Raw genomic sequence first — 23,886 nt, 5'->3', positions numbered from 1 at the left:
CGCCAAGCCAGACACAGTACGGTTGGCCATAGCCGTAGCACTCTCGGGCTTATCGGGTGTCAAAGCTCCCTTCGCCGCCTTGAATGCCAGATAGAACAAATAACAGCCCCCTAGAATTTTCAGAACGACGAGAGCCTGGGCAGGCCCATCACAGATCCTTCGCCAGCCTTGGGCCCACTGGCCGCGCTTTATACATCGAAAGTTGCGCCCAGGGCCTGCATCAGGTCGTCGATAATGTCCTGAGGGTGCTCGAGCCCCACGGACATTCGCAGCAATCCACCCGGCGCTTCGGACTTCGCACCTTCGACGGATGCGCGATGCTCGATCAGAGAGTGCGTGCCGCCAAGGCTTGTCGCCCGGACAACAAGCTTGAGGCGGGCGGCCGCGGCCATCGCAGCATCGGTTCCACCTTCGACGATGAAGGAAAGCATCGCTCCGTAACCGCTCATTTGCCACGTAGCCTCGCTATCGGTTGCCGATTTGCTGAACGACGAACCTACCGCAGTTTCCGACCGTCCGATCGAGCGGAATATTTCCAGGACGCTTTGGACGAGCGCCAAAGGCAGCAAGGCAAAACTTCACACATCAACCTCGGGACGCACGATGTTCGAGCTTTGGAGCTGGGTCCTCATGCCGGGTGATGTGTTTGCCGCCGATGCGCACAGTCCCGATACGCGCGAACTGCTCTCGGTTACCCAAGGCTCGCTCAAGGTCACGGTGGGCAGCGACGAGATCATTCTAATGCAGGCGAAAGTGCGCGCCTCGTTACAGATCAACCCCACTCGTATGCCGCGGCATCCGACGTGCCCGCCCACTTCTCGATGGCGGTTCTCGAGCGCGGCGGACAGCGGGTTCCGGCACCCTCTTCGCTGGCAACGACGTCGCCACTGGCTTCGCAAGACCTCGCAGACCACTGACAACCCCTTCACGGTCCTCCTTTGTACGTTCCTCCGCATTTCGCCGTGCCCGATCAGAATGCCCTCTTCGATCTTATCGAAAAGCACCCGTTTGGTATCCTGATCACCCACAGCAACGGCGCACTCGACGCAAACCATATCCCCTTCGAGCTCGATCGCTCAAAGGGCGATAAGGGCGTCCTCAATTGCCATGTCGCCCGCAAGAATCCTGTCTGGGAGGAAGTTGCCAATGGCGACGAAGTCCTCGTCGTCTTCCGAGCGGCCGACGCCTACATCTCGCCGAACTGGTATCCAAGCAAACAGGAATTCCATAAGCAGGTGCCGACCTGGAACTATCGCGTTGCCCACGCCCATGGTCGCATCACTGTCCGGGACGATGAGCGCTATGTTCGCCGCAACGTCGCAAAACTCACTCACATGCACGAGGCCAACCAGCCGGCCCCGTGGAAGACAGGCGACGCGCCAAAGGATTTCATTGATGCAATGACCAAAGCGATCGTGGCCTTGGAGATCGAGATCACCAGCCTGGTCGGAAAATTCAAGCTCAGCCAGAACAAGGAGCTGCGCGACATCCAGAACGCCGGAGAGACGCTGACGGCTCAAGGCGCTGTTGAGGTCGGACAGGCGATGCTCGCGGCGGCAGCGGCCAAATCCCAATAGCAGCCATCTTGTCCCGACAAAGCATAGGTGCTGGATTCCCCAACGGGTGACCGTGAGAGACGAACCTTCGGCTGGCTGGAAACGGGACCAAGCATCTGACTGCCCGACATGAGATGCGTGGCTCTTGATCCTGAACCTCCGACGCACGAACGAGCCTCGGTGACATTTCCCTGCACTCTCGCACGCCTTAAAGGGCCAGCTCAGCGCTCGTAATCGTTATCATTCGAGCGCTGGGTCTTGCGGTCCTGCTCTTCAGCCTGCTGAGTCTTCTGCTTGTTCGCGTCCTTCTGCTTGGCTCTCACCTTTTCCTGCTCGGTGCCGGTGCGCGGCTGCTCTGGCTCGCGGGGATCGTCGCGAGTTGGAAGGTCTCGCCCTCGCGCCTCACGCTCGGGGATCGGCTCGCCACTGCCACCACCGCGACGCTGTTGCTGCCGCTCGAATTGCAGCCGCGCGAGACGGTCGTGCATCTTGTCGTTCACCTCGTCACGATACTGTTCGAACTGTCCTTGATGCGCCGGCGGCAGGGTCTCGCGCATGTTGTCCAGAGCCTCATTGACGCGGGCCATCTGACGCCGCATTTCCAAGGGGGTTTGCGCCATGTTCAAATCTCCTATCGGTGCATTCAATTCTCTCATACCGGGATGGGACAGGAAAGACTTCTGCCCCGATTGATCAGCTCCGCGCCCCGCGGCAGGACCTGGTTGCCCTTCACCTGTCCGATCGCGCCGGAACCGTAGAAAATTGTTGCCGATCGACTCCGCCGCCGTGAGAGCCTGACCGACCACGCCCGCGGTCCGCATCGTCGTCACAGTCTTTTGCCATGCGGCAGCGATTGCATCGCCGTTCACGACAAGGGATTGCCCATCCAAACGGCGTTGTCGCTTGGCCTCCACCCGCTCGATCGTCCTGGCGCTGACTTGGTAACGCGGATCGCTCTGGGCGCGGCTGTAGGCTCCGGCATGCTCCTTGGTGAATGGCCGCGTCATCGCATGATCCATGCGCCGCGTCGCCACCATCGCAATGCCGTTCTCGCGTGCTTTTTCCGCAAAGGTCTCGCGCCAGGCGACCAGATCCGGCTTGTAGAATTTCAGGCGTTCGCCGTCGGCTGACCGTGCCTGCACCATCGCATGGATATGGACGTGCTTGGTGTCGTTGTGATGCGCCAGGACGAACTTGTATCCTGGCGCGCGCTCCTCGAGCACCGCGCGTGCCGCGGCCATGACGGCGTTGGCATCGGTGCCGGCCCTTGCCGAGAAAAGCAGGTGATAGGCATTGCGGCGCTCACGCCCCGAAAACTGCGGGCGCCATTGTTCATAGACCGAAGCCGCCGCCTTGGTCGAATTCTTCACCCCGGGCACAGGCTCGCCATTTGCGTGGCGGACCTGGCTGTGGGTGCGGATAAACTTTTGCAGGAAATATTTCGCCTTGGGTTCACGGCTGACGGCCGCCGTTATCTCTGCCTGGGCTACCACCCCCGCCGCGCCCATGGCTTCAGACAACCGCGCCTCGATCTTGTCGAGCCCTTTGCTGCGCGAATTCTCCCGACCGCCGGCCAGGACCCTCGCAAGCGGCCCCGCTCGCTCATCGGTGTGTGCGTAAACCTCCACCGTCTGTCCGTCCTGCGCATAGATGAACGGTTTCGAACCGAAGGCCTTGTTCAACGCCACGCTCAAGGCGGCATCGGTGACCTCGCCGGCGAGATCGAAACGAACCTCGATAAAATTCGTATTTTCCAGGGGTGGTTCGAATGTCTCGCAAAACGTTTCCAGGAACGCCTTTCGTGCGCCGCCCGTCGCAAGGACCTGTCCATCCTCGTCAAAAATCTCGATGTCGTGCTTCTCGCCTTTTTCGTCCTCGCGCTTCCCTATGTAATTGAGAAGCCGAGCGGCGGCTTCCTTGGTCGACGGAGGATTGGGCATGACCTTGAACACAGCAGGCTGCGCACCCGCCGCATAGCCTGCCCGTGCCGCGACGGCCCGCGCCTGATAGGCGACCCGCGCCGCTCGCCCTGTACCGCTGGGGCGACTCGCGCCACGGCCGCCGCCGCGCCGCTTCCAGTCTTCCTCCTCCTCTTCCGGCCGAAAACCGGCGAGCGTAGCGCCATAGACCATGATCGGCGCGCTAGCGGCTTTGGGCGAGCTCGCAGCCGCAGCGGACTTCGGAGCCCTGCTGGAGACGGAGCTCCCCGCCACTCCTGTCCCTCCCGGCGACGAACGAGGAGGGTTCCTGCCGCCACTTACCATCGAGCCGGCTTGTCCTTGCCCGAGGCGCCCGCCACCACCGGTCCGCTCATAACTCTTCATCGCCTGGAATTCACCGGCCTCGCGCCTGGCGCCCGTCAGTGACTTGTCGTCGTCCAGGTCCTCGCGCTTCACGCCGGACTCGCCCCGCAGATAGCGTTCTATTTCGGCCGCGTAGCCAGCAAGACGACCGCTCATGGCCTGGCCTCCCTCGCCTTGCGGGACCCGCTAGTCATCGCTTTCAGTTCGTCGCGGAACTGCCGCACCAGGTCGCCCACGGCGATCAACGCCTCCTCAAGATCCTCATCATGGGCAACACGGCCGTCGTTCATGGCGCGCACGGCTTGATTGAAATTGACGCCGACGCGCCGCAGCTGATCGGTCATGTCCACGATCGCCGGCCGCAACGCCTCTGACGCGATAGGCAGATGCCCAACCTCAGCCCGTACGAGACGCCGGACGACCTCGCTGACGGTGACGCCATCCCGCTCCGCAATGGCTTTGAGGCTGGCCAACTCGTTAGCCGAAAACCGGATGTGCGTCACCTCGCCATAGCGTCGTGACGTGCTCTTCACCGCTGTTTTCTGGGCGTCAGCATCCATCTCTCAAGCCCGCTTGCGGGCGCTAAGGCCCGCCAGGGCCGCGCCGCCTATTTTGTGTGTATCACAAAATAGGCTATCCTGCCAATAAGAAAGAAACAACGAGGAATGAAAATTAGGCGCGCGCGTCTTCTCACCGGCCCAGTTGTCAGCGGCAGCGGCGGGCGAAATGTTCCATCGTGATTTGATGCGTTGTGTCTATGATGCGTTGGCGACTTGTTTCTATGTTAACATGGAAACATCAGCCCTCTGATGCGTAGTCGGAAAAGCTTAGTCGGAAATGCGCAGTCGGTGGGCCACCGGACCCCTTCTTTCCTGAAGACGGCAGCTGCGCAAAAACTGCCTCTTTAGCGAGCCCCTATCGATGCGCGCCTGGGTTGCCAAATCAGTCCTCCCCGTCGACAATGTCACCATGTTGCGAACGTGATTTCGTTTCATGTGTCCATGATGACTTGTTTCCATGTTGACATGGAAACAAGGAGCCAACGCCGGAAGGAGGCCCCCATGATCATCTCCGCTGCGATCCCAAAGGGCGGCACTGGGAAATCGACGATGCTGCGCACCCTCGCATCCGTCGCGCTGCATCGGGGTTATTCGGTCACTCTTGTCGATGGCGACCGGCGGCAAAACATGAACCGCTGGTTCCAGATGCTGGGTGACGCTGGCAATCGCCCTGACAGCCTGCAGCTGGTGAGCGCGATGACCCCGCAGGAAATCCTCGACGCGGCAGCCACTCACAACGGTGAGCGCTCCGTCGTCTTGATCGATACGGAAGGCACCACAAATGACAACCTCATGGCCGGGCTCTTCGCGGCCGATATTGTCGTCGTGCCGGTCTATTTTGCCCTCGACGACGTGACCGCCGCCATCCAGATTACCGACCACTACATTCCGCTTGCGGTCGAAAGCCGGGGTAGACCGCTGCCTGCGATATTCGTGCTGACCAAGCAGACCATCATCGATGGCAGGGCGCGAGCCCTGACCGAACTGCGCGCCATCATCCAGGCCAACGGCACGCCGATTGCAGAACACGTCCTGCACAATCGTGTTGCCTACCGCGACCTTCAGACCGGGCAAACCCTTTACAGCCCCGCGGTGCCTGACGCGAAGGCGATTGCCGAGAGCGAAGGGGTCTTTGACGACCTTCTGCAAACCTTCATCGAAGCCACAAGGAAAGCGGCGTGAGTGAAGAAACCGCACCTAAACCCGGTGACGACAAGAAAGCCCGCATGATGAAGGCGATCTCCACGCAGCCGCCGGCGCTGCCCAGCATGTTCATCCCACCGAAGGCCGAGACGTCAGGGGCCAAGGAGCAAGCTACGCCACAGATGCAGGAACCGACAAAGCCGTCCCCGGCAGTTGGGCCCGATTTCCGCAAGCTGCTGCGGCAGGGTCAGAAAAAGGACCCCATCGCCGGAAAGAAGATTCGCGAGGAGGAGATGATCCGCTGCGGTTACTACCTGACGGCCGTGGAGCAGCGCCAGTTCAAGTTGCTGGCGATCAGCAACGGGCACAGCATGACTGAACTGCTGCGAAAGGCTGTGCAGGATTATATCCGCGTTCATAAGCACAAACTGCCGAAGGAATAATCGGCGGTATGGAGTCGCTGTCGCATGCTGTGACGGGTGATGTTCGTGGCTCTTTGCGACGCGCAAAAAAAGGGCCCGCGACGGAGCAATCCATCGCGGGCCCTGAGATGTGTTTGCCTACTCGGGTTGGTTGAGGTGTTTCAGCAGTTCACCGAGGATTCCGTCCCGTTCCGAACGATCGCCGGCTGCCGCTTTGTCCTCGACCAGCTTTGCAGCCATTTCGGGCGGCAGCGGCATGAAGTCGTAGCCCTGCGCAGTCGCGGCGTGGCGAAGATATCCAAGCGTTTCGAACGCGCGATCGGCGGTGCCAAGCCAGAGCGCGGGCTCGTCGGTTTCTTCGTGCGGGAACGCTTGCAGGAAGTAGGTCCGAAGTGGTGGATCGTAGCCGATGACAGCGTCTGGATCCAAGCGGACTTTTCCGGTGACGGTGCCAGTGACAGTAATGGTGTAGCGGCTCATTGCAACCTCCTCTTGCCGGTGGAGAAGCCGGCCCCTCGAGGGGCCGGCCACCGATGCCTCACTGGGGGTTGTTCCAGAGGATGACCTTCTTGTTTTCCTCGCCACCCGGGGCGGGAGCGAGATTGCCGAAGATCACGCCGATCTCGGGGGCTTCCAGCTTGACCGAGAGGTATTCCTCACCCGAACGCTGGGAGATGCGGTGCCAGCCGGCTCCGATCTCGAAGCCCGTGCGCTTGTTGACGATCCGGTAGTCGGGGGCGTCCTCGCGCGACTTGTTGGTGTTCGGGATGAGGGTGATCGGGGCGTTGACCCGGAGCGTGGCAAAGACGCCTTCCATCGAGCCGTCGGCCTTGGTGGTGAGGTTTGCGATCGTGGTGGCCATGGTAGTTCTCCTTCGGTTGCATCGGGACCATTCCCGATGGCGCCAAAGGAGAGGGCCGTCCTGCTGCGGTCATCTCGGCGAAAATTCTGGAAAATTCTATTTGCCGAAAAATAGCGGGCAGGCCCTTCGCCTGCCCGCAGATAAAAAACAGAAATCGAATTTTCCTGAATATTCGCCGAGTGTACCCCCAACGGGGGTTGACCGCACAAAGCAGGCGGTCGTCTACAAAGGCGACATGAAACGGGAATGGCCCCGGATGCGGCAGATGGAAAGAACTCAGGCCGCCATCGCTTGGCCGCCCATGCAACGCTGCCGGATCGCCGGCATGCTTGCCCCGCACCTCTCGGGTCATCGTCTGCGTCGTCAAATACCTCGAACAGCAGCCTGGGCGCGTGAACCGCCTTGCGCATTCGGTATGGCGGCACAGCGGTTTTGAGACTGGCAGCGACCTTCAAGCCCCTCGGGGGACGATACCGCGCAGTCAAGTTGGATGACCCGGCAAGCCAGGATGTTCGGCACGCTTGCACCCGCTTCAGAGGCGAGACCGGTGAAGATGATCATCCTGCACAACGCCCCCCATGCTCTGCGTATGTGCCGGTTTCGAAAGGGGCCGGCCCCGGGCGTTCATACAAGTGGATTAGGCGGCGAGGAGACGGATCAACATATCGGATTGAACCCGCCGGGCTGTCGGCAGGACCGCGCGTACATCATCCTGGCAACGTTAGACGCTCCTCCGGCATCATGCGGGCTTCGGCTTGGCGGCGAATGTCCGAACCGGCATGGCGGAGCATGGCGCACCAGTCCTCCACATTGTACGTCGTCGCCATCCGGCCCCTGGCCAGATCGTAAATGACGCACGGCTTGTTCGCGATGGCGAGCCGAAGGACGTTGACGGCCGTGCCGGGTGATGCGCCGTCCCAGACCATCATGCCAAAGTCGGCGCGCCGCGCCATCTCCCGGTCTTTGGCGGCGTCGTACCAAGATCCATGAGTGCCTCCAGGTGACGGGACATGGTAGGCGGCCCAGTCGCCCAGATTGTTGTGGGGTTCCTTGCCGGCATGGAAGACCCCGACATGCTCGTACTTGTAGCCCGCGAGCAGGCCCTGCGCCTCTGCATCGGCTCCCGACGCGTCGCCAACCAGCACGCCGTGCTCGGCAGCGACGATTGCGCCGATGCGAGCGATCGCAGGTTCCGGCAGCTCGAATATCTCGCGCGATCCACCTATGAATATCATCGACATGGTGACTTTCCCTTCCTCTCCAGCGCCCCCCGCCCCGCTCCGGCCGCCCTCTCCCCCTGACCCTGCGCGAGGGATCGTCACCCGAAGGCCGAGACGGCGAAGCCGGCTCGGGAAGCGGCGGGACGCCGCGACGAGAGCCCGGCCGGCCGCAGGCCGGCGCGCCCGAACCCTGCCGCTGCCGGAGGCGCTACGCGCATCTGGCTAGTGGCGCTTCGCGCTTGGAGCTAGTGGTCTTTGTCGGCCAGCCAGAGGCTCACGTCCTGGATCGAGCGCATGGCCGCGAAAAGAGAACGTCAATCCAGACGGCTGACGCGGCGGCCCTCGCTGCGCGCTTCGATAAAGGCGCCTGCGATCTTCATCATGAATGCCTTGCTGAAACGACCGAGGGGCTTACCGTCGGATTCGATGTACCAGGAGCGTTCGGCAATATCGTAGTTGTATTCGTCAACCACAATCCAGCAGCGTTTGAGATCGGTCAGACCGGCGCGGCGGCACTCGATAGCGGAGACCTCCAAACCGACCCGATCGCTGGTCGGTGGCTGGGTGGTTATCGCCAGGAGCGCAAGATGGGTCAGGCCATCTCTTGCGCCGCGGACAGCGATGACCACGCAGGTCGGCCGGCTCTTGCGGCCTTCCGTTTCGCCGCGCTCGTGCTGCCATGCCCAAAGATACGGGTAGGAGATCACCTGACCAGGCAGAAATCTACCGCTCATCATCGTATCCTTCCCCGCGCGCCAATCGGTCGATCTCGGCGGCGAAGAGTTCCGTGTGTTCCTCCGGCATCTCGGAGACATGGTATGCGCGGCGGGGATCGCCGCCGATGCGCATCCGTTCGTAGTGCTCGTAACTCATCAGCACGAACCGGGGTTTCCGGTGCTTGGTAAGAATAACGGGTTCGCGGCTGGCAACGTCGGTGACGTCGCCAACCTGCTTGTTGAGATCCCCCGTCGTGAACTGGCGCATGGCTGGACTCCTTATCGATCTCCATATTATCTGGATTTTCTTGATTTGCAAGAAAACGGCGCTCACGCGCCGCCCTCCGCGAACCGCCAGACGGGGATGCCCAGCCGACACGCCTTGTCGGCAAGGTTGTCGGTGATCCCGGAGCCGGGGAAGACGATCAGACCGTAGGGCACCACCGAGAGAAGCTGGTCATTGCGGCGGAACGGAGCCGCCTTGGCGTGTCGGGTCCAGTCCGGCTTGAAGGCGATTTGAGTGACCTTGCGGTTCTCGGCCCAGCAAGCGGCGATGCGCTCGGCGCCGCGCGGGCTGCCGCCGTGGAGCAGAACCATGTCGGGATGCTTCTCGCGAGCCTTGTCGAGCGCGTCCCAGATCCGGTCGTGATCGTTGCAGTCGAGACCGCCGGCGAAGGCGATCTTGGTCCCGGCTGGAACGAGCACCTCGGTTTCGGCGTGGCGACGGGCAGCGAGGAAGTCGCGGGAGTCTATTACCGACGCGGTCATCGCCTGGTGGGAGACCTTAGAGCCGGTGCGCGGTCGCCATGCCGATCCGGTCTGCGCCTCGTAGAGGTCGGCGGCCTCATCGCGCATGATTTCGAGCACGTTGCGGCGCTCGATATAGGTGATGCCTTCCGCGGTCAGCCGTTCCAGCTCGACCGACTTCACCTCCGAGCCGTCCTGCTCCTGCTGGCTCGAACGCTGGGCCTCCTCGTTGCGGTCGAGGCTGCGGGTTACGCGCTCGGCGGCACGATGAAAGACGTTTGCGAAGGACCAGAGCAGGTCGTCGAGATCGGGTTCGAGCCTGGTGTCGCCGAGCATGCCGGCGAAGGTCTCGACGATGCCGGCGAGGCCGGCCCGGATCACTTCGTCGTCGGGAAGTGGCCGAGCATCAGGTTCGTCCTGATGCGGGCGATGGCCGTACATCTGCAGTTCGAGGATGACGCGGTCGGTCGGCGAGGAGGCGTGGTAGGGCTCATAGGCCTCGTCGAAAGGAAGCTCGTAGGTCATGGCGTGTCTCCGTCGGTTGAGGCCGCGCCTATCGCGGCCTGACAGCGCTCCCCGGCCGCGCCGCGGGCGCGGCCGCACCGAAGGCCGAAGCGCGAGCGGAGGACGGCGCAGCCGTTGCGGCCGTGACCGGGGGGTGGCAGGGGTCGCCTCTCGGGCAGGCCGCGGGCGTGGCTCTCCGGCGGACCGCCGCAATGCCTGCAAGGCTTCCGGTGACGCCGCCCCTGCCCGCCTGCCGGCCCCGCCCGTTCATCCGGGCGGCAGGAAGAGACGGGCATCCTCCGGGACGAGCTGATCGCTGAGCCATGCCGCGAGATGGGCGGGGCCGAGATGGCGCAGATCGTCGTTGAAGTCGCCGAGCTGCGGCCTTAACACTAGGGCGAGAACCCCTGACTCGCCTGCGCGCTGGCTGAGACGCTCGATGCCGTGCCGGCCGGCGGCGTCGGCATCGGCCGCGATGTAGAGGCGACAGCAGCCGGGCGGCAAGATCAGGCCGGCGAGGTGATTGGCCGAGGTGGCGGCTGCCACCGGCAGCGCCGGCATCACTACCTTAAGCGAAGCCATCGTCTCGAAGCCCTCGCCGGCGGCCATGACCGGGACTGGCGCACCGTGTTCAAGGCCGAGCCAGACGCCGTTGCCCAGCAGGTGACCAAGCGAGCGGCGTGGATCGGCGAGCTGCGCCTTGCCGATCTTGCCACTCGGGTCGAGCCCAGGGGAGAGGTAAGTGCGCTGCAGGCCGGTGATCTGCCCGTTGAGGTTGGTGACAGCGGCAATCAGCGCAGGATGAGTCTGCGTTTCGCCCGTCACGAGATCCCGGTAGTAGCAGCCGGGATGAAAGCGCAGGGCTCGCTCATGCGCGGAGAGCAGAATGCCGCGACCGGCAAGGTATCGTTCGGCCAGCGTGCCGGCGATCGGCTGCGTCATGGCGAACAGGCGACGCGCCGCCTCAGGCGAGCCGCGTGCCGCGGCAGGTTGGCGCTGCGTGCCAAAGGGCTGGGGCGGGGGCGGTGGCGGCGGCATGGAGAGGAAGCGACGTGCTTCATCCGCGACCTCGCGGAAGTCGACCAGACCACAGCTCTGCTCGATGACGTCAAGCAGGTCGCCATATTCCCCCGACGACTCGTCGACCCACTTTCCGGCTGCCTTGTCGCCGACCGCCTTGAGCCGCACATGCATGGAACGGCCGCGCGTGTTGCGGACATCGCCGACCATCCAGTAATTGCCCGAGCGATGGCCGTTGGAGAGATATTCGCGGCACACCGCTTCGGCATGATCGCCAAGGCGGCGTGCCAGCTTGGAGGCCGAGCCGGACATGATCGCCTCCCCCTCAAGCCACCGAGGCACGGTCGGTGACGCCGACCAGCGTATGGCGGTCGAGGAGCGCGGCGAGGATTGCGGACCCGCGCGCGGACGTGGGGATGAACAGCCGCAACTTCCAGGAGATGATCTCGGAGATCAGCCCCAGCGCCTTCAGCCGGGGGACCATCGCGTCGGTGAAGCCGATCAGCTCGACACGGTAGTCGTTCATGACCCGACTGCGGCGCAGGATCAGGCCATCGGCGAGTTGCAGTCCGATCCTGCCTTCCACGAGCCCAGTCCAGGCATCTTCCGGCGCGAGCGTGGGCACATCGTCGAGCCCTAGATTGCGGAACATGGTCGTGACAAGGGTAGGCGCAATGTGACGCCCGATGATGCGTTCGCCGGCATCGGTCTGGATCCGGTAGACCTGACAATCATGGTCCGGCAGCCGACGCCAGATCGGCAGCAGCAGACCCGTCACGATGTGAAAGGTGCTGGTGGTGAACTCCGGGACGGCGGCGACTTCTGCCTGCCATAGGTCGCAGAACAGTTTTCGGTCGGCCGGCTGCCAGTGGGTTTCGGCAAGAGCGTCGAGACCGAAGCGCAGCTCGTCCGTCGGCCGCAGCAGGCGTACGCGGTGCTCTATCGTGCCGTCGTCGAGCATCAGGCTCGCCGTCGGCAGCCGGATTGCCGCACGGCTGGAACGCGTGTTCCCCAACAGGACCGATTGCGGCTCCGCGCGGGCGATCGCCAACGCATCGACCAGACCGAGCGGCCGAATACGGTCCTTGCGCGCGACGGTCAGCACATGCGACTGCGCGCCGGAGACCGGGTGCGCGTAGACGGTGCGGCGATCGGTGACGACGATGCTTTCCGCCGTGATGGTCTCCAGACCTTTGTCATAGGAGCCGGCAGCGATCGCGCCCTCGACCTTCGCCGTCATCAGTTGCTCGAACACTTCGAACAGCAGGTTCTGGGTCTCGATGCGGAGCGCCAGCAGGCGATTGAGCCAGGTCGTGATCGGCGGCAGTTCGTCGCGCAGCCCACCCTCGTCGGTCGTCAGCGACAGCCCGGTCACGGTTTCGAAGGTCGTGAGCGAACAACCTTCGATCCTGCCCTGATGCAGCAGCATGTAGAATTGGCGAAGTGCGGCCCGCGCGTAGGGGCTTTCGAGATTGTCCTCGGCACGGAATAGCCCTGCCCCGCCGGTCTGGCGCTGGCCGCGCGTGATCGCACCCAGTGTGTCGAGCCGCCTGGCGATTGTCGACAGGAAGCGTTTGCCGGCCTTCACATTGGCGGCCATGGGCCGGAACAGCGGCGGTTGCTTCTGATTTGTGCGGTGGGTCCGTCCGAGACCCTGGATGGCGTTGTCGGCGCGCCAGCCGGCTTCCAACAGGTAGTGCTTGCGTAGGCGCTGGTTCTTCACCCCCAGATCGGCGTGATAGGAGCGACCGGTGCCGCCGGCGTCCGAAAAGATCAGCACGCCCTTGTCGTCGTCCATGAAGCTCTGTGTCTCGGCGAGGTTGGCCGAGCCAGGGCGGTTTTCGACGGCCAGCCGGTCGATGCCGTCGCGGCCGGTCTTCTTCACGATGCGCCGCAAGCGGCCGGTCACCTCGGCAACGGTGTCGGTGCCGAAGTGATGGATGATCTGGTCGAGCGCGCTACCGACCGGCGGCAGCGATGCGAGTTTTTCGATCATCTCGTCGCGCCGGCGAACGGCCTCGCGGCATTGAACGGGATTGCCATCTTCGTCGTGGACAGGCCGCGAATAGACGTTCCCTTCCGCGTCCGAATATTCCTCGAACAACTGGGTGGGGAAGGAGTGCATCAAGTACCCGCCGACGTACTCGCGCGGCGTGACGTCGACATGCAGATCCGACCATTCCTCGGTGGGGATTTCGGCAAGGCGTCGTTCCATCAGCGCTTCGCCGGTCGAGACGATCTGCACGACCGCCGAATGACCGTCGGCGAGGTCCTGCTCGATCGCGCCGATCAGGGTCGGCGTCATCATCGAGGTGATGAGATGGCTGAAGAAGCGCTGCTTGGTGCTCTCGAAGGCTGAACGTGCAGCCGACTTGGCGTTGCGGTTGAGCGTGCCGGCCTCACTGGTGATGTTGGCCGCCTCGAGTGCGGCGGTCAGGTTGTTGTGGATGACCTGGAATGCATCGGCATAGGCGTTGTAGATACGGATCTGCTCCTCGCTCAGCGCGTGCACGAGCAGGTCGTATTCGACGCCGTCATAAGAGAGCGAGCGCGCCGCATAGAGGCCAAGCGATTTGAGATCGCGGGCGAGCACTTCCATCGCCGCGACACCACCCCCCTCGATTGCCGCGACGAACTCGGCCCGGTTGGCGAATGGAAAATCCTCGCTGCCCCAGATGCCGAGACGCTGCGCATAGGCCAGGTTCTCGACCGCGGTCGCACCGGTCGCGGAGACGTAGACAACGCGCGCGTCGGGAAGGGCGTGCTGCAGCCGCAGGCCTGCCTTGCCCTGCTGCGACGGGGCGACGTCGCCACGCTCGCTTTTGCCGCCAGCGGCATTGGCCATGGCGTGGGCCTCGTCGAAGACGATAACACCATCGAAAGAGCTATTGGTCCCTGAAGGGCCTTCGGCCCTTCCCGCGAGGTTCTCTCCAGTCGGGCCTTCGTCCCTCCTCGCCTCTTGTCCGACCCAGTCGAGGATCTGGGCGATCCGGGATCTCTTGCCTTCCCGTTCCTGCGAGCGCAGCGTCGCGTAGGTTGTGAACAGGATGCCCTCGGCAAGGCGGATCGGCGTGCCCTGCCGATAGCGCGACAGCGGCTGGACGAGAAGTTTTTCCTGGCCAAGTGCTGCCCAATCGCGCTGGGCATCTTCCAGAAGCTTGTCCGACTTGGAAATCCAGATCGCACGGCGGCGGCCCTGCAGCCAGTTGTCGAGGATGATGCCGGCGACCTGTCGTCCCTTGCCGCAGCCGGTCCCGTCACCCAAAAACCAGCCACGGCGGAAGCGGACAGCGTTCGCAGCGCCTTCTGGCGCGGCCGAGACGACATCGCAGGTCTCGTCAACCGTCCAGGCGCCGGTGAGATGGCCGCAATGAGCCTCCCCGGCATAGATGACGCATTCGAGCTGGGCGTCCGACAACAGGCCTTCGTCGATGATCGCATCAGGAAGAAGCGGCCGATAGGAAGGCTTCGGCGGCGCGACGGCGGCCATTGCCGCCGATTGTACCAGCGGCGTCGGATGCGGTTTTGCGCCGGGAATGTCGATCGACTGGAGCGCGTAGGGCTCGTAGATCGTGTCGGTGAGCCGGCCGCCCTCTTCCGGCATCCAGTCGCGCAGCTCATAGGCAAGGGGGACCGGCGGCGTGTTGTTTGCCTTGACCTGGCGGGCGGGTTTCGCCTGCGCAATCGGGCGGACCGATTGGATGGGCTTTGCAGCAGCCCTTGAGACAGCGAGGGGTGCGGTTCTTGCTCCTGATCGGGCGCCCATACGCATGGCGGCACTGCGCAGGATGCCGCTGGACAATGCACCGATCGAGTCCGGAAGGCCGCCCGGCGTCCGGGGCGGCAGATCCGTGATCCAGGAGAGCAGCGTTTCGACATCCATGGCCTTGCCCGGCGAGCCGGAGAAGCTGGTTGGGTCGGTAGCAGGAACTTTGTCGATGATGGTCAAGCGGGTCTCGGCCATCGTCCCATGGCGGGCGTAGACACGGCCGTCGATCGCTGCGGTGAAGATGACGGTGCCCTGCTGCTGCAGCCGTTCGAAGGCGGGCCGCCATTTGAGGTTTTCGGGAGACAGCCCGGTGCCGGTGATGGCGACCAGGCGCCCGCCGGCGCGCAGGCGTGCGAATGCGGAAGAGAGATGCCGCCATGCCGCGTCAGTGACATGGCCGTCGACATAGGCGCCGACGCTGAAGGGTGGATTCATCAGAACGACAGACGGCTTCATAGCTGCGTCGAGATGATCGTCAATATGGGCGGCGTCGTGCCGCGAGACGGGCAACCGTGGAAACAGCAGGCCGAGGAGATCGGCCCGCGTCGCGGCAAGCTCGTTGAGGGCGATCGAAGCGCGCGTCATCTCGGCATGGACGGCGAGCAGACCGGTGCCGGCGGAGGGTTCGAGAACGAGGTCGCAAGATGCGATCGCCGCGGCGTGCGCCGTGACGAAAGCCAGCGGCAAGGGCGTGGAGAGCTGCTGCATGGCCTGGCTCTCGTCGGAGCGCCGCGTGTGGGTGGGAAGAAGGTCGGCGATCCGCTTCATCATCGCCAGCATTGCCTGGGGCGTGCTCGACCGGGACAGGATCGCCGGGCCGAACCGGCGCAGAAACAGCACCTGGGCGACTTCGAGCGCCTCATAGGCGTCCTTCCAGACCCAGAACCCTTGCGCATCGTTGCCGCCAAAACCTGTCGTCATGGCGGTGCGCAGTGCGGCGGTGGTGACAGGCTTGCCCTGCTCGAGGAAAGGCAGAAGCAGCGTTGCCGCTTGATAGATTGCCTGGGCGTTGTTGATGGAGGCCGGCGTCGGCGCGTGGAGGGGAGCGGCGGTCGGGGTAACGGCAGCTGTGGCGGAAACGATGTTCATGGAGATGTCCTTCGCGAGAGGGGGAATGATGCCCGCGCCGGCACTCTCTCCGCGCCAGCCGGGCCACACTCCTCCCGGCTCCCCTCTGCCTCTGGCGCCGATGCACCAAAGGGGTTGCGCTCTGTGCAAACCCATGACTTGAATGCGCGCACAGGGATGCGGCGGCGACCTGGAGCTGTGGAGGTGATGCGACGGTTCAGAAATGGCAGTGCGGTCTACGAGGAGGGAGCGCCTGACCTGCAGGCGGCGCTGGCGAACGCCTATGCCCGCAGCGAGCGTCCGCTATGCCTGTGCCGCGAGCCGGGCTGCCCGATGTACATCGCCCGCATCGGCGACCTTCATCTGATCAAGCGCATGCCGCTGAGCGGCGGCGGGCATGATCCGTCCTGCGATTCATATGAATCGCCTTACGAACTGTCCGGCCTGGGCGCCTTGATGGGCAGCGCGATACAGCTCGATCCGCAAAGCGGCATGGCGGCCCTCAAGTTGGACTTCAGCCTATCGAAGACAGGGAGCCGGGCCGCATCCGTGCCTGCGGGGCAAAGTTCCGCCAGTCTAACCGCCGATCCCAGGAGGATGTCGCTGCGTGGCCTCCTTCATTATCTGTGGCACGAAGCCGAATTGACGGTCTGGACATCGAGGTGGGCTGGCAAGCGACATTGGTGGAATGTCCGCTGGCATCTGCTCGAGGCTGCCGGGCAAATGACGGTGAGGGGCGGTCCGCTCGCGGATATCCTGTTCGTGCCCGAGCCGTTTCGCGCCGAGAACAGGCAAGCGATCGAAAATCGTCGCAACGCCGTCCTTGCAACTGTGCTTCCGCCGAAATCCGGCCCCCGAAAGTTGCTCGTCCTGATCGGCGAGGTGAAGGAGATCGTGCCCGCCCGATCCGGTCAGAAACTTGTCATCAGACATTTGCCCGGCTTTCCCTTCATCATCGACGATGCATTGCATCGGCGTTTGCAGGTACGTTTCGAAAATGAACTGTCGCTGTGGGGAGCGGATTCCAGCTCACATCTCATGACGATCGCGACGTTCGGACTGAACCCGGCCGGCCTCGCCATTGTCGAGGAGATCGCGTTGATGGTGGTGTCCGAGAACTGGATCCCTTATGAGACGGTCCCGGAGAAAAGGCTCGTCGATGGGCTGGCTCGTCTTCGCGAGAAGAGCGTGAAGGGATTGCGCTTTGACCTGCAACCCGACCAGCCGATCGCCAATGCGTTGCTTCAGAACAGGGACGATCCGACAGCGCTCTTTGTCGTTCCAGCCGGAGCGGACGAGACCTTTGAAGCGTCGCTCGACGAAATGATCGCCGCGCGTCCGGAGATCGGCTCCTGGGTGTGGCGGGTCGGCGAAGGCGATATGCCGCCGCTGCCGCTCTGAGCGTCGGCGGAATTTCCAACGAGGCTCAGTATGTCTTACGCAAGGCCCAGCTTCTTCTTGAGCTCGGCATTTTCCTTGCGCAGACGGTCAGCAAGCAGGTTCTTAAGGCGCCTGTTTTCTTCTTCGAGCGCGACAAGATCGCGGAGATCGCCGTTGTCGGAAGAGGGTGCGGCAGCTCTTTTCCAAGAATAGTAGGTCTGCTCGGATATGCCGGCCTGGCCGACCGCAATCTTGCTGGTCGCGCCGGCAGCGATCGATTTCTCGATCTGGGCAAGCTTCTGGGCGCGTTCATTCTCGGAATATGTCTTGCGGGCGGTCTTCGCTACCACGGGAGCTTCCGCGGCCTGGGGCGCAGGTTTCGCTCCGTTCTTGCGGACCGGCTTTACGAGCTCTGCCTTCGCTTTCTTTGCTCGCGGAACTTTCTTCTTGGATTCAGGCACTTCCACTTTGGCTGGGGCAACTGTCGTCTGAACAGTCTGAGCGTCCTGAATATCGGCCATCATATACTCCGCTTGTGGTTTATCTCCTTCTTCAGCATCAAGGGGTCTTATACTGAAGTCAATGACCTGGGAATTTGGCAGCTGAGCAGCATAGCCCGGCTGTGTCATCTCCGTGGCAATCTTGGACAGGTCGAGATCGCCCCAGATCGAATGGCTTGGCTTTTGCTTCCCGCGCCTCTGTTTCACTTCCACGATGAATGGCCGGATCTGGCGCTTCATAGTCTGTTCCTTGATGTGAGCATGACTTGCAAGCCAAGTCGCTGTTTCGCGTCAGCGAGTATCCGACGTATCTTATCGCTCTCGCCGTGCTTTATCGGAGAAGCCCCGCAACGAGCAAGCGGTGTGTCATGGCCTTGGGCAGCGGGGTCAATCAACGGGGGCAAACATGCCTACCGAGAGAGAGCTGCCTCATACACGCGATGCTCAGGCGTCTAGCTGGCGGAGTGCGATGACTGTGCACAATCCGGCTGGAGCGATTGCAATCCCTATTTTCTTGGGAACTAATCTTCTCATGGCGGCGGATGAGCTGGATGCGCTTGTTTTCGGGATGGCGGTCGACAGCGTTCGGGCGCTTCCTGTTCCTTTCACGGAAAAAGTCGCGGAAGTCGCCAACAGAAGCCAGGGCGTTGTGCTTTTCAATTTGCGCATCGATGGCGACATGGAACTTCAGCGCGTCGCCGCCATCCGGTATCCAAGTAATCAGACAGGGGTTCTGGTGCTGGATAAGCAGGGCTTGTGGACCAGCCATTGCATGGTCAATGGCACTTTCTCCAGCTTTATCGCTCCGTTGGAGGACTGGAACACGCTGCCGCTCGCAACGCAGGCCAGGACGAGTATCGCCGGCCCGGCCAGCCTGTTCATCGGCGCTTTACGTAATGCCGGATACCTCCCGCGTGGCAGGCACTGACCCCAAGTTTTGCCGAGGGCCGGATGCTTGTATCCTCGGGGCAGTTGGCCATACGGTCTCGCATGTCTCAACAGCTTGAGGATGGGCCGTACGCGGGTGCATCCATTGAGCGAAAGTCGGTCACCGTGATGGAGACGCTTCGCCGCCGAAGCGCGGTTCTTATAGATGCCCATCGTCGTCTTCCTTCGTCAGCTCCGACGCAATCGGACTTTGGATAGGAACTCATCGATCTCGAGATCCGACAGATCATCGAGCAGCTTGAAGGCAGCATCATGCCTTCCGGCGTTAAGGAGAATCGTGCGTTTGCCTTGATGTTCGGCCCACCCGGTCTCGGGGTCTGCGTTGCGGGCGGTCCCCCTGAGCTCGACAGGGATTATGTTCCAGATCGCCTCGAGCTTTTCTGTGCGGGTCATGCTGTCGCTCGCGCCGGTCTCGTGGGCGATGATGGCGGCGCGCATCTTGTCTGGCGACTGCCGATCCGTGAGATCGCAGAAGCCATGAAACCAGCGCTCGCGGCCCCAGATCCGGATCGCGAAGAATACGCTGGTGACGTTGCCGGCCTTATACTCAGACATGCCGAACATGCCGGTGCGCATGAAGAGCGGCGGCAGCAAATCGAGCATGAAGTGATATTCTGACGCGTTGATCTCGAACCACTCGGCTGAATAGGGAGTGCCGGAAAGCGGATCGATGCCGGGAGTGTCTTTGTGACGGCTGAACAGTTGGAACATCTGCTCGCGGGTGGCGACGCCGTCGAGCACCTTCCTGAAGGGTGGATGTGCGGTCATAAGGTTCTCCTGAAGGCAGGTCGGCCACGCGCGGCATCACCGCGCCATGGCAACTGCTTGCTGTGTTGTGGCTGGCGACGGGCCGAGCCTGCGGCCGGCACGTGCACTGGCGATGATGGGGTTTGCAGGAGTTTAGGCGGCGCGGCGCTCGGAGGAACACGAAGCGTCTCGACCAATCCCGGTGATGGCACGGACGGCGGCGGCGAGCGCCGGGATGTCGTCCAGCATGCCGAGGGCGACGAAGTGGTTGGCTCCGCCGGTATAGTCCTTGCGGCCTTTGCAGGTGCGGATCAGGATGCCGTGACCAGAGGACTGCCCGAACTGGCCGACCTGGATATAGGCACGGTCATGGTGCAGGGTAATTTCACCGCAAACGGCGATGCCCGCCCTGTTGGAGCGCAGGTCGAAGCTTCCCTGCGGCAGCGCAAGTTCGGCGGCGAGTTTCTTCAGCCGTGAACGGGCTGTGGTGTGGAAACGTCTCTTCTGCTGCTCGTCGTAGGAGCAGGATCTTTTCCAGTCGAACATGTCGATCTCCATGAAACAAAAATGCCCGGGCGCGCTATGGCGATCCCGGGCTTGAGAGTGAGTTGGAACTGAATGGGTCCGGCGGGAGCGCCGGGCCCGGTGCGAGCGTGAGGCCGACTATTCAGCGGCCTGGAGGTGGTCCGTTTCGTCGCCGTCGATCGTCACCGGCTCATCGGAGGACGGATCCGCATCGTCGGCGAGGAAGGCCGGCAGCTCGGCGGCATCGCCGTCGAGGGCTGCCTCGTCCGACATGTCGCCGGTGACCGCGTTGCCAGCATCGGCAGACACTTCATCGACCTCAACGCGCAGCGGCTCGGGCAACCAGTTCGAGCCTTCGAGAAGCCGGGCGGCTTCACGGGCCATGATGTCCTTCTTCATGTGGTCGATCAGCTGCGCGGAGTCTGCGCCACGCGCTTCACGGACAGCCTGTAGAATCCGCGCCTTGGTGAGCCGCCCGAGGAACTCGACCGTGGGCGTCCAGCCGGCGTCGACCATGTCGAACTGGAGCGAGCGGCCAAGCACGTCTGCATGCTCGAGCGCCTTCGCTCGCCTGTTCCAGGGTTCGACCACCGCATTGAGGGTCAGCGAGACGCAGTGCGCGAACAGCGCCTTGCGGCTTGCTTCATCGAGGCCGAGAAGGAAGTCCCACAGGCCTTCCGCCTCTTCGGGCAAATCGCGGTCCCAGGCTTCGTGCCGCTCGGCGATCTCCTTGGCCCAGGATGTCTCGGCAAGACCGTCGACCTGGCTGAAGCTGCCGCTCTTCATGCTGATCTCCAGGCACGTGTTCGGCGCGAAGCGATAGAAGACCTGCAGGACGAAGGCATGGAGTGCGGCGATGATGGCGATATCGACGTCGCCGGCGAGAGCGTTGCGTAGCGCCAGCGTGCGCTGCGCGGTCAGGTCGAAGACAAGCCGATCAGGCAGTGGCTTGATGCCATCGTCGTCGCCGTCGTCGCCAGAGGCGTCGTTCACCGGCTTGCCGTTGACGACAACACCATCGCCGTCGTCGTCGCGATTGGATCGGGTTCCGCCGTCGGCGCCCCCTTCCTCGCCCTCATCGACGTCGCCGGTTTCGGTCCGCGGCTCGTCCTCGGACCGCACGAAACCGGCGTCGATCTGGAGCTTGCCGTTCGCGGCAAGCGTAACGAACACACCGGCAATGGCCGTCTGGGCGGGATCGTAGCTTTGAGGACGATCATCGATCGCATCGAGCTCGGCACCCAGCTGGTCGAGCTTGGCCTCGATTGCCTCGTCGGTCTCCTCTGCCTGGGCATAGTCCGCATCCAGCTTGTCATATTCGGCCTTCAGCGCGTCGTAGCGTTCGATCTCCTCGGCGCTGAGCTCCTGCGCCTTGGCGTAGATGCGCCGCATCCCGGAGGTGTGGCCATAGGGAAAGCTGATCGCCGCCTCCACCCATTTCCAGCCTTCGGCGCGCATCGCCTCGGCATCCACCTTCAGCCTGTCGAAGACAAGCTGCTCGAGGAGTGCGGCATCCTGGAACCAGCCGCCGGAATCCTGCTCGAAGAGATCGCGAAATATGACCCCGCCGGCAGCCTCATAGGCTTCGGCGCCGACATAGACGGCCCGACGATCATCGGCCCGGACCGTGGTCTCGGTCAGCAGGCGCCTGATGTAATACGGTTCCTGCGTGTGCGAGCTGGCAATCCGCTCCCAGACCTGCTCTTGGCGCGCATGATCGTCCGAGATCGAAAACGCCATGATCTGTTCGAGCCGGATTTCGTCCTTCTCGTAGAGACCGAGAAGTTTCGGCGACACCGAGGCCAGCCGCAGGCGCTGCCTCACCGTCGCCGGCGATATGAAGAAGCGGGCGCCGATCTCCTCCGGATCGAGGCCCTGATCGCTGAGCGTCTTGAAGGCCCGAAACTGGTCGAGCGGGTGCAGGTCTGCGCGCCGCAGGTTTTCGGCAAGCGAATCCTCTTCGGCCGACGTCTCTTGCCCGCGGTTGACGATGCAGGGGATTGGCTCGTTCTTGGCCAGGCGCTTTTGCTTGATGAGGATGCCAAGCGCGAGATAACGCCGGCCGCCGGCGGGCACCTCGAACGTGCCGGTCTCCTCGCCCTCACCGTCAAGCACGGGACGGACGTTCAGGCTCTGGATCAGCTTTCGCCGACCGACGTCTTCGGCCAGCTGCTCGATCGACACGCCGTTCTTGATGTGCCGGACATTTTTCTGCGACAGCATTAGCTTGTCGTAGGGAATGTTCTCCGCGGCGTTCATCGCGATCTTCTGAATGGCGTTCTTTGCCATGGTCAGGTTCTCCATGACGAGCGGCCCGGGGCCTCTCCCCGAACCTCCAAGCCCGTCACCAACCCTCCCCTCCCCCCTCTGCCTCAGGTCTGGCGCCGACCCCGGCCCCGGCTCGCGGACCTCGACGCGGGACCAAGCCGCAGGAGGGGCCTTCAGCATGTTGGAGTCGACGGGTTTCTCCCACGAAAAGAGCGCCGTCCACTTGCTTCGGAGGACCGCGCTGGGATCGATGGAGACCGCCCCTAGGCGAGGCCGGCGACGAGAGTTTTCGCTGCCGGCCTCCGCCGAATCAGGCGGCGAAATCGAGAAGCTTCTTGGCTTTGCCCTCCATTTCCAGGCGGACATCCTGATGCGACTTGTCGCGCGCGACCCGCGTGATGCCCTGCACGAAATCAAAGATCGATTCCGGTGGTCTGCCTTCCTCCATGAGAACAGTATCGATGATCTTCGTGGTCTCGGACTTGGAGAAGCCCCGCTTGCGCAGGAAGCCCTGGCGGTCTTCGTCGTCTCTGGCAACGATCCGTTGCCGAGCCGTCTTGATGCCGTTGACGAACGGCATGGGCGAGGAATCGGCAAACTGGATCAGGGCCGGCTCGGCTTCCAGCGCGAAACGGGAGGCCGCGTATTTTGAATGGCGGATGGTGATTTCCTCGAAATCTTCCACGCCCCACAGATTGCGATTCTGACAAACCGCGCGCAGATAGAAGCTGGCGATCCCGAGGGTGCGGGCTCCGACTTCGGAATTCCAGCAATAGAAGCCGCGGAAATAGAGATCCGGCTCCCCATTCGTCAGCCGCCCGGCCTCGATCGGGTTCAGATCGTCGACGAGGAACACGAAGATATCGCGATCAGACGCGTAGAGCGTCGTGGTGTCGCTGGAGATGTCTACGTGCGGATTGTAGATTCCCGTTGACCAGTCGAGCACGCCGGGCACTTTCCAGCGCGTGTCGCCGGTACCGTCGCCGGCGATCTTTTGCACGGCGTCCACCAGTTCTGAGTCAAATATTCTGCCGTAATCAGGGCCTGTTACCGCACGCAACTCGAGGCGTCCGTTCTCGATTTCCAGCGTCTTCACCTGCTCGGCACGGTGGTTGAGGAGACCATGCTGAAGGTTGATCGCCGCCAGCGGAGCCGGAAGCTGACGCAGATAGGTGGCCGGCGCGCCAACCAGGCTGGCGAGTTGGCCAAAACTCCAATGCGTGGGGGCAACTGGGGCAGGCGCATCGGGTAGCATTAGCCTCAGGCGCTCCGGATCGTCGCGGCTGGCCTCGACGCGGATCAGCTCACTTTCGACGATGCGGGTCTTGCTGCGCTCCGACCGGCTCTTCACCGAATTCCGAAGGTCGGTGAGCGACAGGTATCGCTCGTCCGCCGGCCGGTTGAACCATTCTGACGACACGCGGCCGATGCGCTGGCCGCGGCTGACGTCGACCTTATAACCGGCACGCTCGTTGCGCTTGGGCGTGTGAATTTCCATCTGGGTCATGAGTGTCGCTCCTCGGCGGGCGCCGGAAGACTCTCTCCCGGTCCTTTACCCGCCACCGCAACCCGCCCGCCCTCTTTCTCTCCCGGCGCCCGCGCCCCTAGAAGCGTCGCCATTGCGGCAG

Annotated in this window: 21 protein-coding genes and 1 pseudogene; 6 read left to right on the top strand and 16 right to left on the bottom strand. The window is 63.0% G+C overall.

Annotated elements, in window-relative coordinates; genetic code table 11:
- Positions 1-188 precede the first annotated feature (188 nt).
- Positions 189-461 (bottom strand): annotated as a pseudogene (locus tag BPNPMPFG_RS33320) (PLP-dependent transferase); the annotation flags it as partial.
- Positions 462-480: 19 nt separating this feature from the next.
- Here BPNPMPFG_RS33320 and BPNPMPFG_RS33315 point away from each other — a divergent pair.
- A complete protein-coding gene (locus BPNPMPFG_RS33315) occupies positions 481-1,020 on the top strand; it encodes a cupin domain-containing protein (RefSeq protein WP_258597703.1) in 540 nt (179 codons plus the stop codon).
- Positions 939-1,577 carry an FMN-binding negative transcriptional regulator gene (locus BPNPMPFG_RS33310; protein ID WP_258597513.1) on the top strand — a complete coding sequence of 213 codons (639 nt, stop codon included), beginning with the start codon at positions 939-941 and terminating at the stop codon, positions 1,575-1,577. Before BPNPMPFG_RS33315 ends, BPNPMPFG_RS33310 begins: the two co-directional genes overlap by 82 nt.
- A 200-nt stretch (positions 1,578-1,777) precedes the next feature.
- On the opposite strand, the gene BPNPMPFG_RS33305 is transcribed toward BPNPMPFG_RS33310, so the two are convergent.
- Together BPNPMPFG_RS33305 and BPNPMPFG_RS33300 are read right to left on the bottom strand one after the other, a co-directional pair.
- Positions 1,778-3,952, bottom strand: a complete 2,175-nt coding sequence (locus tag BPNPMPFG_RS33305) for a relaxase/mobilization nuclease domain-containing protein (RefSeq protein WP_258597511.1) — start codon at positions 3,950-3,952, stop codon at positions 1,778-1,780.
- A gap of 59 nt (positions 3,953-4,011) precedes the next feature.
- On the bottom strand, positions 4,012-4,419 hold the full coding sequence (locus BPNPMPFG_RS33300; RefSeq protein ID WP_258597510.1) for a MobC family plasmid mobilization relaxosome protein: 408 nt from the start codon (positions 4,417-4,419) through the stop codon (positions 4,012-4,014).
- Positions 4,420-4,920: 501 nt separating this feature from the next.
- On the opposite strand from BPNPMPFG_RS33300, the gene BPNPMPFG_RS33295 reads away from it, so the two are divergent.
- Both BPNPMPFG_RS33295 and BPNPMPFG_RS33290 read left to right on the top strand, forming a co-directional pair.
- Positions 4,921-5,601 (top strand): nucleotide-binding protein, encoded by a 681-nt coding sequence (locus BPNPMPFG_RS33295; protein WP_258597509.1) that lies wholly within the window; start codon positions 4,921-4,923, stop codon positions 5,599-5,601.
- On the top strand, positions 5,598-6,005 hold the full coding sequence (locus BPNPMPFG_RS33290) for a hypothetical protein (protein ID WP_258597508.1): 408 nt from the start codon (positions 5,598-5,600) through the stop codon (positions 6,003-6,005). Before BPNPMPFG_RS33295 ends, BPNPMPFG_RS33290 begins: the two co-directional genes overlap by 4 nt.
- A 117-nt stretch (positions 6,006-6,122) precedes the next feature.
- On the opposite strand, the gene BPNPMPFG_RS33285 is transcribed toward BPNPMPFG_RS33290, so the two are convergent.
- The 8 genes from BPNPMPFG_RS33285 to BPNPMPFG_RS33250 all read right to left on the bottom strand — a co-directional run bounded on the left by BPNPMPFG_RS33285 (position 6,123) and on the right by BPNPMPFG_RS33250 (position 15,911).
- A complete protein-coding gene (locus BPNPMPFG_RS33285) occupies positions 6,123-6,464 on the bottom strand; it encodes a hypothetical protein (RefSeq protein WP_258597507.1) in 342 nt (113 codons plus the stop codon).
- Between the two features lie 58 nt (positions 6,465-6,522).
- Positions 6,523-6,846, bottom strand: a complete 324-nt coding sequence (locus tag BPNPMPFG_RS33280) for a DUF736 domain-containing protein (protein WP_006205585.1) — start codon at positions 6,844-6,846, stop codon at positions 6,523-6,525.
- A gap of 707 nt (positions 6,847-7,553) precedes the next feature.
- Complete coding sequence (locus BPNPMPFG_RS33275; protein WP_258597498.1) at positions 7,554-8,087, bottom strand: hypothetical protein; 534 nt, start codon at positions 8,085-8,087, stop codon at positions 7,554-7,556.
- A gap of 293 nt (positions 8,088-8,380) precedes the next feature.
- Positions 8,381-8,800, bottom strand: a complete 420-nt coding sequence (locus BPNPMPFG_RS33270) for a hypothetical protein (protein ID WP_128305978.1) — start codon at positions 8,798-8,800, stop codon at positions 8,381-8,383.
- Complete coding sequence (locus BPNPMPFG_RS33265) at positions 8,790-9,050, bottom strand: type II toxin-antitoxin system prevent-host-death family antitoxin (protein ID WP_057143280.1); 261 nt, start codon at positions 9,048-9,050, stop codon at positions 8,790-8,792. Before BPNPMPFG_RS33265 ends, BPNPMPFG_RS33270 begins: the two co-directional genes overlap by 11 nt.
- Positions 9,051-9,112: 62 nt before the next feature.
- Positions 9,113-10,054: a DUF2493 domain-containing protein gene (locus BPNPMPFG_RS33260; protein WP_258597497.1), complete on the bottom strand. Its 942-nt coding sequence runs from the start codon at positions 10,052-10,054 to the stop codon at positions 9,113-9,115.
- A 246-nt stretch (positions 10,055-10,300) separates the two neighbouring features.
- Entirely contained in the window at positions 10,301-11,365 is a 1,065-nt protein-coding gene (locus BPNPMPFG_RS33255; RefSeq protein ID WP_258597495.1) for a DUF7146 domain-containing protein, read from the bottom strand.
- A gap of 13 nt (positions 11,366-11,378) precedes the next feature.
- Entirely contained in the window at positions 11,379-15,911 is a 4,533-nt protein-coding gene (locus BPNPMPFG_RS33250) for a strawberry notch-like NTP hydrolase domain-containing protein (RefSeq protein WP_258597493.1), read from the bottom strand.
- Between the two features lie 186 nt (positions 15,912-16,097).
- Between BPNPMPFG_RS33250 and BPNPMPFG_RS33245 the strand changes: the two genes are divergently transcribed.
- Positions 16,098-17,291, top strand: coding sequence for a DUF1173 domain-containing protein (locus BPNPMPFG_RS33245; protein ID WP_258597492.1), 1,194 nt, complete (start codon positions 16,098-16,100; stop codon positions 17,289-17,291).
- Positions 17,292-17,326: 35 nt separating this feature from the next.
- Here BPNPMPFG_RS33245 and BPNPMPFG_RS33240 read toward each other — a convergent pair whose 3' ends face one another.
- Complete coding sequence (locus BPNPMPFG_RS33240; RefSeq protein ID WP_258597487.1) at positions 17,327-18,010, bottom strand: transposase; 684 nt, start codon at positions 18,008-18,010, stop codon at positions 17,327-17,329.
- A 229-nt stretch (positions 18,011-18,239) separates the two neighbouring features.
- Here BPNPMPFG_RS33240 and BPNPMPFG_RS33235 point away from each other — a divergent pair, with 229 nt between their 5' ends.
- The gene (locus tag BPNPMPFG_RS33235; RefSeq protein ID WP_258597472.1) at positions 18,240-18,698 is read left to right on the top strand and encodes a hypothetical protein; all 459 of its coding nucleotides are present in this window, start codon (positions 18,240-18,242) and stop codon (positions 18,696-18,698) included.
- 188 nt (positions 18,699-18,886) lie between these two features.
- On the opposite strand, the gene BPNPMPFG_RS33230 is transcribed toward BPNPMPFG_RS33235, so the two are convergent.
- From BPNPMPFG_RS33230 to BPNPMPFG_RS33215, 4 genes are all read right to left on the bottom strand, one after another.
- Positions 18,887-19,486: a DUF1419 domain-containing protein gene (locus BPNPMPFG_RS33230; protein ID WP_258597470.1), complete on the bottom strand. Its 600-nt coding sequence runs from the start codon at positions 19,484-19,486 to the stop codon at positions 18,887-18,889.
- Positions 19,487-19,618: 132 nt separating this feature from the next.
- Entirely contained in the window at positions 19,619-20,011 is a 393-nt protein-coding gene (locus tag BPNPMPFG_RS33225; RefSeq protein WP_258597468.1) for a hypothetical protein, read from the bottom strand.
- A gap of 117 nt (positions 20,012-20,128) precedes the next feature.
- Positions 20,129-22,279, bottom strand: coding sequence for a ParB/RepB/Spo0J family partition protein (locus BPNPMPFG_RS33220; protein ID WP_258597466.1), 2,151 nt, complete (start codon positions 22,277-22,279; stop codon positions 20,129-20,131).
- Between the two features lie 289 nt (positions 22,280-22,568).
- Complete coding sequence (locus BPNPMPFG_RS33215) at positions 22,569-23,765, bottom strand: DUF932 domain-containing protein (RefSeq protein WP_258597464.1); 1,197 nt, start codon at positions 23,763-23,765, stop codon at positions 22,569-22,571.
- Between the last annotated feature and the right edge of the window lie 121 nt (positions 23,766-23,886).

The organism is Mesorhizobium sp. AR07 (assembly GCF_024746815.1).
Classification (GTDB): domain Bacteria; phylum Pseudomonadota; class Alphaproteobacteria; order Rhizobiales; family Rhizobiaceae; genus Mesorhizobium.
The sequence above is the reverse complement of the archived record's forward strand: the minus strand, read 5'-3'. Positions and strand labels throughout refer to the sequence as shown.

What these genes read in the sequence shown, in the direction of transcription:
- BPNPMPFG_RS33300 (WP_258597510.1), bottom strand. Translation starts at nt 4,419, where the DNA reads ATGGATGCTGACGCCCAGAAAACAGCGGTGAAGAGCACGTCACGACGC.
- BPNPMPFG_RS33295 (WP_258597509.1), top strand. Translation starts at nt 4,921, where the DNA reads ATGATCATCTCCGCTGCGATCCCAAAGGGCGGCACTGGGAAATCGACG.
- BPNPMPFG_RS33285 (WP_258597507.1), bottom strand. Translation starts at nt 6,464, where the DNA reads ATGAGCCGCTACACCATTACTGTCACTGGCACCGTCACCGGAAAAGTC.
- BPNPMPFG_RS33280 (WP_006205585.1), bottom strand. Translation starts at nt 6,846, where the DNA reads ATGGCCACCACGATCGCAAACCTCACCACCAAGGCCGACGGCTCGATG.
- BPNPMPFG_RS33275 (WP_258597498.1), bottom strand. Translation starts at nt 8,087, where the DNA reads ATGTCGATGATATTCATAGGTGGATCGCGCGAGATATTCGAGCTGCCG.
- BPNPMPFG_RS33270 (WP_128305978.1), bottom strand. Translation starts at nt 8,800, where the DNA reads ATGAGCGGTAGATTTCTGCCTGGTCAGGTGATCTCCTACCCGTATCTT.
- BPNPMPFG_RS33265 (WP_057143280.1), bottom strand. Translation starts at nt 9,050, where the DNA reads ATGCGCCAGTTCACGACGGGGGATCTCAACAAGCAGGTTGGCGACGTC.
- BPNPMPFG_RS33260 (WP_258597497.1), bottom strand. Translation starts at nt 10,054, where the DNA reads ATGACCTACGAGCTTCCTTTCGACGAGGCCTATGAGCCCTACCACGCC.
- BPNPMPFG_RS33255 (WP_258597495.1), bottom strand. Translation starts at nt 11,365, where the DNA reads ATGTCCGGCTCGGCCTCCAAGCTGGCACGCCGCCTTGGCGATCATGCC.
- BPNPMPFG_RS33250 (WP_258597493.1), bottom strand. Translation starts at nt 15,911, where the DNA reads ATGAACATCGTTTCCGCCACAGCTGCCGTTACCCCGACCGCCGCTCCC.
- BPNPMPFG_RS33245 (WP_258597492.1), top strand. Translation starts at nt 16,098, where the DNA reads ATGCGACGGTTCAGAAATGGCAGTGCGGTCTACGAGGAGGGAGCGCCT.
- BPNPMPFG_RS33240 (WP_258597487.1), bottom strand. Translation starts at nt 18,010, where the DNA reads ATGAAGCGCCAGATCCGGCCATTCATCGTGGAAGTGAAACAGAGGCGC.
- BPNPMPFG_RS33235 (WP_258597472.1), top strand. Translation starts at nt 18,240, where the DNA reads ATGACTGTGCACAATCCGGCTGGAGCGATTGCAATCCCTATTTTCTTG.
- BPNPMPFG_RS33230 (WP_258597470.1), bottom strand. Translation starts at nt 19,486, where the DNA reads ATGACCGCACATCCACCCTTCAGGAAGGTGCTCGACGGCGTCGCCACC.
- BPNPMPFG_RS33225 (WP_258597468.1), bottom strand. Translation starts at nt 20,011, where the DNA reads ATGTTCGACTGGAAAAGATCCTGCTCCTACGACGAGCAGCAGAAGAGA.
- BPNPMPFG_RS33220 (WP_258597466.1), bottom strand. Translation starts at nt 22,279, where the DNA reads ATGGCAAAGAACGCCATTCAGAAGATCGCGATGAACGCCGCGGAGAAC.
- BPNPMPFG_RS33215 (WP_258597464.1), bottom strand. Translation starts at nt 23,765, where the DNA reads ATGACCCAGATGGAAATTCACACGCCCAAGCGCAACGAGCGTGCCGGT.